This window comes from Nitrobacter sp., from assembly GCF_051535215.1.
Classification (GTDB): Bacteria; Pseudomonadota; Alphaproteobacteria; order Rhizobiales; family Xanthobacteraceae; genus Nitrobacter.
Window position 1 is genome coordinate 19545 of the sequence record NZ_JBPPLY010000003.1, and the last position, 11321, is coordinate 30865.

Sequence of the window (11321 nt, forward strand, 5' to 3'; positions counted from 1 at the left end):
CAAGGTTGAGGTTGAGCCTTCCGGCCATGCGCGCCTCCGGCGCATCGGCCGCGACGACTAGCGCCGGAATTTTCGCTTCGCGGTCAGCTTGCTTGAAGATATAAGTCAATATTGACTAACTAATTGAAATCGTTAAATAAAATTCTTGCGCCGATTCAGCGAATATGATTGCTTGCGTCATCGCAACCAACCAACAGGAGCTTTCGATGGCCGCGACCTATCTTCCGAAGACCAAATACAACCGGCTCGTGGCGACGCTCATGAGTGTTGCGCCGCTCTTGAGCGTCGCGCCATCGGCTTGGACCGGCACCATCACAGAGGATGAGATCAAGTTGAACTTCTTGGGCGAGAAACTCGACATCTGGCCCGAGAGCATTCGCAAATTGGATGAGGAAGAGGAAGACTAGCAATGAGCAGTTGGACGCTTGTTGCTCGATTTCCCGATAAGCCACCCGAAAGGGGCGTCGTCGCCGTCGATCTTACGATCGATGGCGGTGATCCGCTCACCCTGAGCTTAGTCGAAGCTGAGGGGTTGGAATCCGCATTGGGCAATGCGCTTACCAGCATCAACGATGCGTCCGGCCGGATTTCGTGCGTGAACGTGGGCGTTCAAATCGTCATTTCAGTCGACAAGGCGACAGTAGCTTCCCTCACGCATGACAAGGCAGAGCTGATGCGCAGCCAGTTGAAAGAGCTTCTGGCGGGCAGCGGCACTGAGTTTACCGGTTAAGACCATCCCGCACCGATCGCTAAAACCGCTGTAATTACATGCAATCACATAAAGTCTTATCACATGCTTGCATGTGGATTGACTTTAGGTGGCATTCTGAGTATCACATGCTTGCAACTGAAATATATCAATAGCAAGCATGTGAGGTTTTTTAAATGAAGCGGATTGTCAACGGCGTGACCTACAACACCGACACATCAACCCGGCTCGGCATGTCCAGATGGGACGACGACGGCAACATCACCGAAACGCTTTACCAGACGAGGGGTGGTGCTTTCTTTCTGCACCGGGAAACGGTCAGCGAGGTTTGGAACGAGGAAGATCGGTCGAAACACCTAGCGACGGTCCACACCTTCAAGCCCCAAAGTCCGGAAGATGCTCATAAGTGGATCATGACCGGCGAGGTTGAAATCTTTCGCAATCCGTTTGACGATCCACCGGAAGCGGCGGCGGAAGCTGAGCCGGGAGCGACGATCTATATTCGGGTGCCAGCTTCATTGAAGCGCGCTGTCGACGAGGCAGCAAAGGACGATGGGATTTCGGGCAACGTCTGGTCGATGCGATGTGTCGAGCGGTGTCTTGAGGAAGATGACCAGCTCAAGAATCTGTTCGGCAACCTTGTGTTTGGCTTGGATTTTCTGACTCGCCCAGAAAGTAGTTATTCCTCGAAGGAGCGCTTTAACGTGATCCGCGAACTACAAGCGATGATTGGACGGGAATGGCGGCGCTTTGACCCGAAACAGGGTAAGAACGCGGAATACTCGGAGACGCTGCGTCGGCATATCGTGAGTTTTGCCGACGAACAAATTGACGAGCATTGGGAAAGCGCAATTAAGGGGAGGGGGAGCTGGGCAACTTGGGGAACTAAAAAATAGAAACATAAAAAACGAATAAGGCGAGCATCAAACCATCCGTTGGCGCGGAAGGCTTTCGCTCGCCCTGACGTGACTACCGGAGACGTGCATTCCGCATTTCTGCGGACAGGAAACCTTTGCGCTGATGACCTTGCACCGGCTCAGCGCCATTCAATAGGAGTCGTCTATGACTAAAAAGAAAGCCGCCGCTGGAGTCAATGACCCTTACTGCATCATCATGGAATACAGGGATAGAGTGGAAACATCGCGTGTCATTCTGGATTTTGATGGGTGTAGATTCCCAATGTCGATCGACGACACTAACGCGGTCGCTAAATTTGCTGCGGATGTAGTTATGGGAGGTAATGATCCAAGGCTCAATGGCGTCGCTCTTGAGGACGGCGGTCGCCTTGACATTATTTGCATGAAAACAGGGTATCGCGTCGATGGATACGATCCAAAAACAAAGAAGATCGTCGCGACAATGACCTTCGGGCATAGGGGTGCCACCCTCAGGTTCGCCATCGACATCCGCGAAGCTGGCGATGAAATGCGTGATGAGTTAGAGCGTTGGCGGGAGCGCGAGCAATGCCTATGAGCGATATCATCGCGGTCCAAAATTTGCTGGTCGGTGGCGAGCAAAGAATGACGGAGGCAGAAATCGAGCAGGCCGCCGTCAAGCTCAAGTGGAAAGAATCTCCTGCATACAGGGCGGCGGCTATCGCTGACCTTGAAGCATTGAGAGAACGTCTCGCCGAAGAATATGAGGATGACCCTGAAGAGGGTCATCGCGAATTCTGTGAGACGGTCTCCAATGATCCACGTCTCTTTCGTGCGGCCTGTAGTGAGTTCGTTGATGCCAATTTCGAAAAGATAAAGCGGCAAGTCGCTAGGGAAAGAAAGCGGCGAGCTTGACCGTCTAACAAGAAGGGCGCGGGCAACCGCGCCTTTTTTTGATGTCTTAAATTATGGGGCGGCGCGCCGTTTTCGTCAGCTTACGTGATCTTGAATCCCTTAACACCCTTGAACGCATTACGAAGCTTCTCTTGAGCTTTATCCCTCACAAGCTCAACGGCGCGCTTCTTGATGTCACCATACGGTCCAAAGTCTGCACCGCAATCCTTGCAGGTGGCGTGCGACTCGTCGGTGTGATGGTCAGGCAAGTTGATAGAAGTGCAGCCGCACTTCGGGCATTTGAAATTCACACTCACATTTTCCGTGGTCATGGCTGGCCTCGCTGTTTCGACTTGACCGGGTAGGCATCATGTTCCTATTTTGTTCTCTTAGAGTCAAGGGTCATAGCCTACTTCGACCCTCAGTGACCTAGTTTGATTTTGGGAGTGTCCTAATTCCATTTTGGACGTGGTTTGATTTGAGTTAGAAGCCGCCATGGAACGTGAACTGGCCAAAAGCTTCATGGATGAGTTAACCTCTGCGGGCACCCACATGAACCGCCTGCACGAACTGATTCATACCCATATCTCCGGCGACGAATTACAAAAGGAATTCAGGCGGTCGCTGGGTGAGGTGATGGGCGCTGTAGCGGTGTTGCAACTGTATATTGCAAACATCTATCCCGATCTGGACCCCGACAAAAAGTAAGGTCAGCGACCTTCAACATTTTCGAATACACCGCCGCAACTGCACTTATGCCCGCTACCCATCGGCCATCGGCAACGCGCGTCATGATAACGCCCGTCCCCGAAGCCTCAAAAATGAAATCAGGGGTGTGAAGTTTCAAATCGTCCATCAGAAAATCCCCTTTCCCCAGATAGCACTGTCTGAATCGGCGCGGTTACACACCGTCGCAAAGTAGCCTTCTAAAAGACTGTCGGATAGCTGATCGCCTCAATGATCTTCTGCCGCTCGCTCAGACACCTTGCGGCAATACACCGTAGATTCCTGTCGTCGTGGCCTTGGTATGGCCTAGCAGCGGGCCGAAGATTTCGTCCATATATCCGCCACGGCGGAAGGCGTCGGCAGCGCTATGCCGGAAGCTATGAAAATTCCGGCTCTTGTCTTCCTTCACGCCGATGTCTTTGAAGTAGCCCGCAAAGAACCGCGACGGCGTTCGCGAATAGTGCCCCGCGCGCGTCCGGCTTCAATTCCGGGAATAGCTGTTTCTCGCCACGCTCAACCATGCGCGCGTGATATTTCAGGAATCCAAGTTCAATGAGCCGCGAATGCAGGGGCACCACGCGGGCGCTGCCATCCGTCTTAACTGACTTGTCCAACGATCCTTCCGGCGTGACATGGAGAATCCAGACCCCATGGTGTTGCCGAACGTCGCCGGTCAGCATTTGCGACAACTCGCCAAGGCGCGCGCCGCTATAGGCCGCGAGATACGGCAACCAGTAGCGCCAGTCCCGAATCTCGATATTGCCCCGAAGGTGTTCCTGCCCATTACCCCGGCACGTCCCAAAGAGTGGCGAGGTAAAGATCATTTTCAGCTCATCACCGGACCACGGGTAGACCGTCCGTTTTTTCTTATCGACGGCAAGGTGCATCCGTTGGCAGGCGTCTTGCTCGATATAGTCGCTGTCAAATAGCCATTGGCAGAACGGGGCAAGGGCGCTGATGTATCGGTTCGTCGTGCGGACGCTGATGACAGGCTTGCCGACCGTCTTGTTGGCTTCAATGACCTTGCGGAAGGACATGCCGTCGAATTGCTTGATGCTGGTCGCCTTACGCGGCCAAGCGGCGAGGGCGTGTTTCCAGTCCCGAACAGCCTTCCGCGTGACCGCGCTGACGTGGGAATTCTCTCCGATGAATTCGAAGAACAGCGGCACAATCCCGGCATTCTGATTCCAAGTATCTTGCGTGACCCGGCCCTTTTGTTCCGCCTCATAGCGGGCATAGAGTTCGGCAAGCGTCTCACCGGGCGCGGCCTGCCTTTTGCCCATGGTCGGGTCGGGCGGCGCAACGATCGGATCGGCAGGGGTGCCGGTGAAGTTGCCTTGGTCGCGCTCGATTGTCCTCTGGAGCTTCTCAATTTCGGCCCGCTGCAATCGCTGGCAAAGGTCGCGATAGACGGACGATCCTTTGGGGATCATCAGCCCCTCGCGCTGAATCACGTCATCAGCGGCCCATTCGATCAAGGCGGTCTCGCCCCGCGCCAGATGCAGTCGGAGCGTTTCAAGGTGCCGCTCCCGTTGTTCGCGGCCCGACTGAGCGGCATCGCGGACAACAAGGTAGTCGGCAACATCACTGATTGTGACCTCGCCAGCGGCTTCCACTGCGGTTCGCAATTCGTTGGCGGCGCGTTCGATATCTTGCTGACCGGGCAGGTTGGTCCGGGCCTGCCGATCCCGCTCTAGCTCGGTCTCATAATGGTCCCAAACGGCCTTGCTCAAATCGGCTGGCGTCGGCTGGCGGCGCGTCCGGAGCCGATCAAATTCGGCTTCCCATCGCGCGAGAATTGGCTGGGCCTTGGACGCGGCCTGTTTCGGATCGCGCGTTCCGAGCGACTTCCAGAGTTCCTTTTTGTTGGTTCCGCCACTGGTCGGATAGAGCGGTTGAAGGTCTCGGGGGATAGCGACTCTCGCGTAATACATCGCGGAGCCGGGCCGTCTTTGGACGTTTGTTCGAAGCGCCATTCTAAAATCGCGTAAGACTGATCCGTAACAGTTTGTCGTGCAGCCTTACGCGATAAGGGACTGAAAAATCAATCGATATTGATATACCTTAATTTTTGGTCGGGGCAACTCTACTCCAGCTGCCCCGACCATATCAACGGCTTGGCGTTTTCGAGCGAGGCATGCGCCCGGGTTTGAGCGGGGGTGGACCCGGATCGCGTGAAGAAAGCGCGTCAAAACAAATATATAGCGTCTTGTTTGAGATCAGTTTTTCGGTTTGATGATCGCCGGATAGCAGATGCCTCAACGATCTCTGGCGTTCGCTCACCGCCCTTCGCGGCAACCCATCAATAATCCGGGGTGCCGCGCGGATTTGCTTTAGCCCAAGCCGTCACCTTTTCATCTGGAATGATAAGCGATGCTTGGCCGCTGGACGCGTAATAGCTCTTTCCGCTTTCCACGGAATAAGCCACTCCGCCCCAGACGGCGTCGTCGTCCAAATGTATGCGTCCAATCTCTGGACTGACGTTGCTTACCGTCGTGATCTTGATTTCAAGGCGACCATATTGGCGGGTTTTGACCGCCGCCAGATCGCCAATTTTGACGTTGCTATAGTAGCGCTCGATCTGTTCAGCCGTTTGACCGCGGCTTGGGTCGCCGGAGGGCTTTCCGGGAGGAAGCATATTCTAGGCAGCCTTCTAAAAGCACGCGACGAAACGAGCCGCTTTGTCTGTTTTTGACCATCCGGATGGATGCTCACGCTAATCCGAGGATTTCTAGGACAATAGCCGGCCGAATGATAGCTTGCCAATTGCCTCTGCCGTTGCGGCACAGGGTCCATGATGATGACGAATTGAACGTCCCCGGTCGGTATTTGCGGGATAACTCGCCAGCCGCGCGCCGTTATCACGGGCGATCGGGGCTTTTCGGCATCCGCTGAGGTGACCTCGCCGGCCGTCCGCTGCGGTGCGCAATCCGTCCGAGTCCGTCAAATTCTGCATGCGTCAGGACCGGCCGGGCGCCGGTCGACAATGACGCGCGGGAGGATTAAACGGTCGCGGCGGCCATGCCGAACTTGTAGTTCTACATCGTTCATCGAGCGCAGCGATCAAAGACGCTGAGTCAGGTAGACGACATTGACCGGGTTCGGCATTCGAGGGGCCTCGGTGGAAATCAGAAAGGGCGGGATTGATGTCCGCATGGGATGACCGCGTTGAGACTTGGCCGGAGAGGATGAGGCAATGAGCACCTGGACGCTTGTTGCCCGATCCGACGGGGATAGTTTCGCGGCTGATCTGACGATCGACGGCGGATCGCCGCTCACATTGAGTCGTGTCGAAGTTGAGAGGTTGGACGCCGCGCTGGATAACGCGCTCGCGGGTGTCGACGATATGTACAGCCGGATTTCGTGCGTGAACGCGGGTAATCAGATCGTCGTATCGGTCGACAAGATCACCGTCGCCGCCCTGAGATATGACAAGGCGGAGCTGATGCGTGGCCAGTTGAAAGAGCTTCTGGCGGGCGAGGGCACCGAATTTATCGGCTAGCGCAGCCGGAAAGGCAGCGCACCCAATTCCGTGGGCTCGCGCTCTGCTCGTATCGATCGCCAGGATGTTCGGGTTGTCAGAAAGCGCACCGATAGCGAGTCGGGATCTTCACGCCCCGCCAACGCTCCATCAAATAAAAGCGTCCCGATCTCGTTGAGAACAGCATCCGAGCTGACCTAGCCAGCTAGTCTCACAGCGCAGAGCAGCAATGCTGCGATAGGTTGCTCCTTAAAAATTTCCCGGTCGCAAGAAAAACCCGTCGGTGAAGAGATCACCGGCGGGTTTTCACGCGGTACTGGGGATGAACGGGTGGCTAGACCGTTCGATGAGGCAACGCGCGAACCGCGCAGAAGTTGCTATGCACGATGCGCGGGGGTGCTCCGCCGCTGGCGATAGAAGTAAATGGAGCGATATATGGTAGCACATATAGCTCCCCTTGACGGAAGAAAACCCGCCGGTCTTTCGGCGGGCTGCGTCGCGGATCTGCTTCTCGGACGTGTCCTCACGATCCGATTGCGGATGCGTGCGATATGGGGAAGTCAGGAAGAGAAAAAAATGATGTCTGATGCAAATCGAGTAGAGTTCGGGAAACGCCTTGCAAAGCTTGTCGCTGACAAACATTGGACTGATGCGCAATTCGCCCGCGAAGCATCGAAGCATTACCGCGGTGCACATGATTTCCGCCGCTGCGACATCTCGCTCTACATGCGCGGCATCCAGTTTCCGAAGCCTGCGCGCCTGAAGGCGATTTGCGAAACGCTCGGAGTAGCGGAAAGTGCGCTTGGAACCGAAGTTCACGTGAAGCACTAGAGCATTTTCGCTTCTGACTAATCAGAAACGAAAACTCTAGCCGGTCTGACGTCGAGACGCGTGAGCCATTCCCGCGATGGGGATGGCTCTGCCCAGCGAGTCGACCGGGCGCATGCCGGTTATGGCATCGTTGGCATCGTTGGCGCCGAGTGCATCGGTGATCGTAACGTACACGCCGGGTCCCACGATCTTTGGCCATGGCTTCTGCCATTGCCAATCCTTGAAAAACTGCCAGTTGCCTTCAAGGACAACGAGCGACGACGTTTGATCGTTGAAATTGAACTCGTCGACTTGATTGCTGAGATTCTGGATGTGGTCGAACACGTGCTTGTGGTTACCCTGGAACTCGGCGTTCTCGAAAAGAATGGCATGAGCTGGCATGGTCGCGGCTCCCTGATGATGTTGGCGATCCCGTGGGATCTATCTGGTAGTTGATCCTGCCGCCGTTCGGGTTCGCCAGTTCTCCCGCTCATCACAGACTACTGATTCAACTTCGCATCGATATTTCACGATCCGGTCGTTGGGACGCTGTCATCGGTCGCCTTCGAGCTTCGATCGATCGGTCGCAAAGCGCTTCGGCTTGAAAATCGTCTAGTGTTGTTTGGTGCGTTTTCCTTACGCGAACCGGTATCTGCTTCGTTCGAAAACGCTAAAAAAGATCCGCGCCTAATCGACTCATAAAGAAAAAGGGTGCGCCAGCGAACCGGCGCACCCTTCACGACTTGCGAATTAATCGGCGATCAATACGGGCAGATCGTGCGGCCCCAGCGCGGGCTGTAATAGCAGCCCGGCGCGACGAAACCCCAGCCACGGCCACGGCCCCAGCCGCGACCACGACCCCAGCCGCGTCCGCGACCACGGCCCCAGCCACCGCCGCGACCACGACCTCCGCCGCGGGCTTCCGCAGACGTGGTCGATCCGGCTACCAGAACCGAAGAAACGCTCGCAACGCCGATAAAGTAGACGCAAACCATCGCCGTCGCCGCAAGGACGCGGGTGATGATGCTGCGTTGCGTGCTCGAACTTTTTTGAACCATCAGGAGAATCTCCAACTCTGTTTGGCACCGTCGTGAATCAGACCCTGTATTCGTGACGACCATTGTCGCGAATATAAGGCACTTAGTTTGCCGTGGTTCGGTGCATGATAAAATAACATTTCCAACGAATTTGAGCGTGTGCCGCTAATCGAGACCAGGTTCAGCTTCTGCCCGGTCAGGGGTCGGCCCCCGCAGTATTCAGGTTCACGCGGAGTTGGTGAAAAACCGAAAATGCCCTCGTGTATCAAATAGTAACCAGTAGTTGTGATATTGAAATTAGTAGCCTTGGGTTGCGCCGAGTGTCCCATGATCGTCGGCCGATTTTCCGCTCAGACCGCGTGAACTTGGTGTGCCGCAGAAGCGACGCAAAAAGGCAGTCATAAGAAGCCTGTCATAACGTAGACGGGCGGCGCCCACGTTACCGTCTCTCACTCAGGCTCAGCAGTCCGGGCCCGAATCCTCCTCCAGAATGCTCCGCAGAGGCTCATGTCAAAAAAGCACACCTATGTTCTTGGTCTGAATACCTACGATCACGACGTGAGCGCCTGCCTGCTTCGCGACGGCGCCATCGCTGTCGCCATCGCCAAGGAACGTATCACGCGCGAGAAGCATGCCAGCGGTTTCTACAAGGAAGTCATCGACTATTGCCTGAGCGCCGAAGGCATCGGCATGGGCGACATCGATCTGATGGTCAGCAATTGCTACATCCTTCCGGTTCCCGAGATGGAGGAGCGGCTGATCTATCAGGACATGCCGGGATTCCTCCCGGCCGAGGAGCGGCTGCAGGCGAAGGACCATCCATATTTCCGCGCGCATTCCGATAAGGTGGTGTCGATCTCCCACCATCTGGCGCACGCTTACAGCGCCTTCGCTGCCTGTCCGTTCGACGATGGCGCGATCATGATCGTCGACGGCGTCGGCAGCTACCGTTCGGACGTCAACGAGGCTTATCCGGAAAGCGACACCGCAACGCCGCTCGCGCGGGAATCGGAAAGCTACTACCGGTTCAGCGGCAAGACGGTCGAATGCCTGAAGAAGGTCTGGATGGAGCCGGACCGGGGGTTTTTCAGCGACGAGTTCTATAACATGCCCGGCCTCGGCGCGCTCTACAGCCGCGCCTCGACCTACATATTCGGCGACTGGAACAAGTGCGGCGAGCTGATGGGGCTCGCGCCCTACGGACGGCGCGACAAGATCAAGCCGCTGATGGAGATCGCCGACAACCGTCTCACGGTCCCGCGCTGGTCGGCCGACTTCAACCAGCCCTATATCGCCGACGGCGGCGGGAAATGGGAAAAAAGCCCTTCCATGCGGCACTGGGAGGATCTCGCGTGGCGGGTTCAGGACGACACCGAAAAGGTGCTGCTGGCTCGTGCCAACTGGCTGCGCGAAACCACTGGCGCGAAGAACCTCTGCATCGCCGGCGGCGTGGCGCTGAACTGCGTCGCCAACGGGCGCATCGCGCGGGAAGCCGGGTTCGAGAGCGTCTGGATTCAACCGGCGGCAGGGGATGACGGCATCGCCATAGGCTGCGCCTACTACGGCTGGCTTGAAGTGCTCAAACAGGGCCGCGGCTTTGTGATGGAGCACGCCTATGTCGGCCGCAGCTATTCGGACGCCGAGGTCGAGGCTGCAACCCAGCGCTCGATCGTCAAAGTCCAGACGGCGGCGGTGAAAAGCCCGAACGTCTACGCCGAAACCGCGAAACTTCTGGCGGACCAGAAAGTCATCGGCTGGTTTCAGGGGCGTTCCGAATTCGGTCCGCGCGCGCTGGGCAATCGCAGCCTGATCGCTGACCCGCGCAAGGCCGACATGAAGGACATCCTCAACAGCAGGGTCAAGCATCGCCAGCCGTTCCGTCCGTTCGCGCCCATCGTGCTGGCAGAGCGCATGACCGATATCTTCGAGGGCGACGAAGATTCGCCGTTCATGCTGATCGCGAAGAGCGTCCGGCCGGAGTGGCGCGACCGGATTTCTGCGGTGGTTCACGTCGACGGCACGGCGAGGGTGCAGACCGTGCGCGAGAGCACGAACCCCTCACTCTATCGGCTGCTGAAGGAATTCGAGGAACTTACCGGCGTGCCCGTGCTGATCAACACCTCGTTCAACGTCAAGGGCGAGCCGATCGTGGAGACGCCGCGTGATGCGATGCGCTGCTTCCTGACCACGGGTATCGATCACCTCGTGCTGCACGATACGGTGATTTCCAAGAAGGGGCTGCACAGGATCGTGGGACCGCTCGTCGGCGTCTACACTGACGTCGGTGCCGTCGTCATGTCGAACCTCAGGCAGAGCTGAGGGCCGGCCGGATGCGCCGTCCTGTCACGCCCATGGTGGACTACATTGTCACACCGCGGCTTACCGAATATACGTAGGGAAAGATGCCCGCCGGCTTTACCGGACGGCATAGCAGCAGGTCGCAGCGATCCATGACAGCACGTATCTTCAAGCCCGCCAAAAACGCGATGCAATCAGGGGTCGCCCAGACCAAGGAATGGCAGCTCGACTACGAGCCCGAGCAGCCGCAGGTCATCGAGCCTTTGATGGGCTGGACCAGTTCCGGCGACATGAAGCAGCAGATCACCCTTCGCTTCGATACAAAGGAGGACGCCGTCGCCTATTGCGAGCGCGAGGGCATTCCCTATCAGGTGATCGAGCCGAAGCCGAAGGCGGAGAGAAAGGCAGCCTACGCCGACAATTTTGCGTTTCGCCGCATCGAACCCTGGACGCATTAGCTAGCGCAGGTCGCGTCGCCCATAATTGGCATG

The 11321-nt window shown here is 56.8% G+C and carries 15 protein-coding genes; 10 read left to right on the forward strand and 5 right to left on the reverse strand.

The genetic code is table 11. The annotated features are described in order from the left end of the window. Nucleotides 1-206: 206 nt before the first annotated feature. The 5 genes from ACS3WB_RS04580 (at nt 207) to ACS3WB_RS04600 (ending at nt 2499) form a co-directional block, all read left to right on the forward strand. The gene (locus tag ACS3WB_RS04580; RefSeq protein WP_438274392.1) at nt 207-407 is read left to right on the forward strand and encodes a hypothetical protein; all 201 of its coding nucleotides are present in this window, start codon (nt 207-209) and stop codon (nt 405-407) included. 2 nt (nt 408-409) lie between these two features. Continuing rightward, a complete protein-coding gene (locus ACS3WB_RS04585) occupies nt 410-730 on the forward strand; it encodes a hypothetical protein (protein ID WP_438274393.1) in 321 nt (106 codons plus the stop codon). Nucleotides 731-885: 155 nt separating this feature from the next. Beyond that, nucleotides 886-1605, forward strand: coding sequence for a hypothetical protein (locus tag ACS3WB_RS04590; RefSeq protein ID WP_438274394.1), 720 nt, complete (start codon nt 886-888; stop codon nt 1603-1605). A 166-nt stretch (nt 1606-1771) separates the two neighbouring features. Then, entirely contained in the window at nt 1772-2182 is a 411-nt protein-coding gene (locus tag ACS3WB_RS04595; RefSeq protein WP_438274395.1) for a hypothetical protein, read from the forward strand. Then, nucleotides 2179-2499 (forward strand): hypothetical protein, encoded by a 321-nt coding sequence (locus tag ACS3WB_RS04600; RefSeq protein ID WP_438274396.1) that lies wholly within the window; start codon nt 2179-2181, stop codon nt 2497-2499. Before ACS3WB_RS04595 ends, ACS3WB_RS04600 begins: the two co-directional genes overlap by 4 nt. Before the next feature lie 80 nt (nt 2500-2579). Here the strand turns inward: ACS3WB_RS04600 and ACS3WB_RS04605 are convergent, their stop codons facing one another. Further along, complete coding sequence (locus ACS3WB_RS04605; protein WP_438274397.1) at nt 2580-2810, reverse strand: ECs_2282 family putative zinc-binding protein; 231 nt, start codon at nt 2808-2810, stop codon at nt 2580-2582. 163 nt (nt 2811-2973) lie between these two features. On the opposite strand from ACS3WB_RS04605, the gene ACS3WB_RS04610 reads away from it, so the two are divergent. Next, the gene (locus tag ACS3WB_RS04610) at nt 2974-3186 is read left to right on the forward strand and encodes a hypothetical protein (protein ID WP_438274398.1); all 213 of its coding nucleotides are present in this window, start codon (nt 2974-2976) and stop codon (nt 3184-3186) included. Nucleotides 3187-3581: 395 nt separating this feature from the next. Here the strand turns inward: ACS3WB_RS04610 and ACS3WB_RS04615 are convergent, their stop codons facing one another. Together ACS3WB_RS04615 and ACS3WB_RS04620 are read right to left on the reverse strand one after the other, a co-directional pair. Then, entirely contained in the window at nt 3582-5180 is a 1599-nt protein-coding gene (locus ACS3WB_RS04615; RefSeq protein WP_438274399.1) for a DUF6538 domain-containing protein, read from the reverse strand. Between the two features lie 326 nt (nt 5181-5506). Next, entirely contained in the window at nt 5507-5842 is a 336-nt protein-coding gene (locus ACS3WB_RS04620) for a hypothetical protein (protein WP_438274400.1), read from the reverse strand. Between the two features lie 537 nt (nt 5843-6379). Here ACS3WB_RS04620 and ACS3WB_RS04625 point away from each other — a divergent pair. Then, nucleotides 6380-6706, forward strand: a complete 327-nt coding sequence (locus tag ACS3WB_RS04625; RefSeq protein WP_438274401.1) for a hypothetical protein — start codon at nt 6380-6382, stop codon at nt 6704-6706. 414 nt (nt 6707-7120) lie between these two features. Further along, on the forward strand, nt 7121-7516 hold the full coding sequence (locus ACS3WB_RS04630) for a hypothetical protein (RefSeq protein ID WP_438274402.1): 396 nt from the start codon (nt 7121-7123) through the stop codon (nt 7514-7516). A 36-nt stretch (nt 7517-7552) separates the two neighbouring features. Here ACS3WB_RS04630 and ACS3WB_RS04635 read toward each other — a convergent pair whose 3' ends face one another. Both ACS3WB_RS04635 and ACS3WB_RS04640 read right to left on the reverse strand, forming a co-directional pair. Then, on the reverse strand, nt 7553-7897 hold the full coding sequence (locus ACS3WB_RS04635; protein WP_438274403.1) for a beta/gamma crystallin-related protein: 345 nt from the start codon (nt 7895-7897) through the stop codon (nt 7553-7555). A gap of 359 nt (nt 7898-8256) precedes the next feature. Next, nucleotides 8257-8553, reverse strand: coding sequence for a hypothetical protein (locus ACS3WB_RS04640; protein WP_438274404.1), 297 nt, complete (start codon nt 8551-8553; stop codon nt 8257-8259). A 486-nt stretch (nt 8554-9039) separates the two neighbouring features. Between ACS3WB_RS04640 and ACS3WB_RS04645 the strand changes: the two genes are divergently transcribed. Both ACS3WB_RS04645 and ACS3WB_RS04650 read left to right on the forward strand, forming a co-directional pair. Further along, nucleotides 9040-10851: a carbamoyltransferase family protein gene (locus ACS3WB_RS04645; protein ID WP_438274405.1), complete on the forward strand. Its 1812-nt coding sequence runs from the start codon at nt 9040-9042 to the stop codon at nt 10849-10851. 131 nt (nt 10852-10982) lie between these two features. Next, the gene (locus ACS3WB_RS04650) at nt 10983-11288 is read left to right on the forward strand and encodes an ETC complex I subunit (protein ID WP_438274406.1); all 306 of its coding nucleotides are present in this window, start codon (nt 10983-10985) and stop codon (nt 11286-11288) included. The last annotated feature ends 33 nt before the right edge of the window (nt 11289-11321 follow it).

Excerpts from the sequence above, each read along its gene's own strand:
- ACS3WB_RS04590 (WP_438274394.1), top strand. The coding sequence starts at position 886 with ATGAAGCGGATTGTCAACGGCGTGACCTACAACACCGACACATCAACC.
- ACS3WB_RS04605 (WP_438274397.1), bottom strand. The coding sequence starts at position 2,810 with ATGACCACGGAAAATGTGAGTGTGAATTTCAAATGCCCGAAGTGCGGC.
- ACS3WB_RS04640 (WP_438274404.1), bottom strand. The coding sequence starts at position 8,553 with ATGGTTCAAAAAAGTTCGAGCACGCAACGCAGCATCATCACCCGCGTC.
- ACS3WB_RS04580 (WP_438274392.1), top strand. The coding sequence starts at position 207 with ATGGCCGCGACCTATCTTCCGAAGACCAAATACAACCGGCTCGTGGCG.
- ACS3WB_RS04635 (WP_438274403.1), bottom strand. The coding sequence starts at position 7,897 with ATGCCAGCTCATGCCATTCTTTTCGAGAACGCCGAGTTCCAGGGTAAC.
- ACS3WB_RS04610 (WP_438274398.1), top strand. The coding sequence starts at position 2,974 with ATGGAACGTGAACTGGCCAAAAGCTTCATGGATGAGTTAACCTCTGCG.
- ACS3WB_RS04615 (WP_438274399.1), bottom strand. The coding sequence starts at position 5,180 with ATGGCGCTTCGAACAAACGTCCAAAGACGGCCCGGCTCCGCGATGTAT.
- ACS3WB_RS04630 (WP_438274402.1), top strand. The coding sequence starts at position 7,121 with ATGGTAGCACATATAGCTCCCCTTGACGGAAGAAAACCCGCCGGTCTT.
- ACS3WB_RS04595 (WP_438274395.1), top strand. The coding sequence starts at position 1,772 with ATGACTAAAAAGAAAGCCGCCGCTGGAGTCAATGACCCTTACTGCATC.
- ACS3WB_RS04645 (WP_438274405.1), top strand. The coding sequence starts at position 9,040 with ATGTCAAAAAAGCACACCTATGTTCTTGGTCTGAATACCTACGATCAC.
- ACS3WB_RS04650 (WP_438274406.1), top strand. The coding sequence starts at position 10,983 with ATGACAGCACGTATCTTCAAGCCCGCCAAAAACGCGATGCAATCAGGG.
- ACS3WB_RS04620 (WP_438274400.1), bottom strand. The coding sequence starts at position 5,842 with ATGCTTCCTCCCGGAAAGCCCTCCGGCGACCCAAGCCGCGGTCAAACG.
- ACS3WB_RS04600 (WP_438274396.1), top strand. The coding sequence starts at position 2,179 with ATGAGCGATATCATCGCGGTCCAAAATTTGCTGGTCGGTGGCGAGCAA.
- ACS3WB_RS04585 (WP_438274393.1), top strand. The coding sequence starts at position 410 with ATGAGCAGTTGGACGCTTGTTGCTCGATTTCCCGATAAGCCACCCGAA.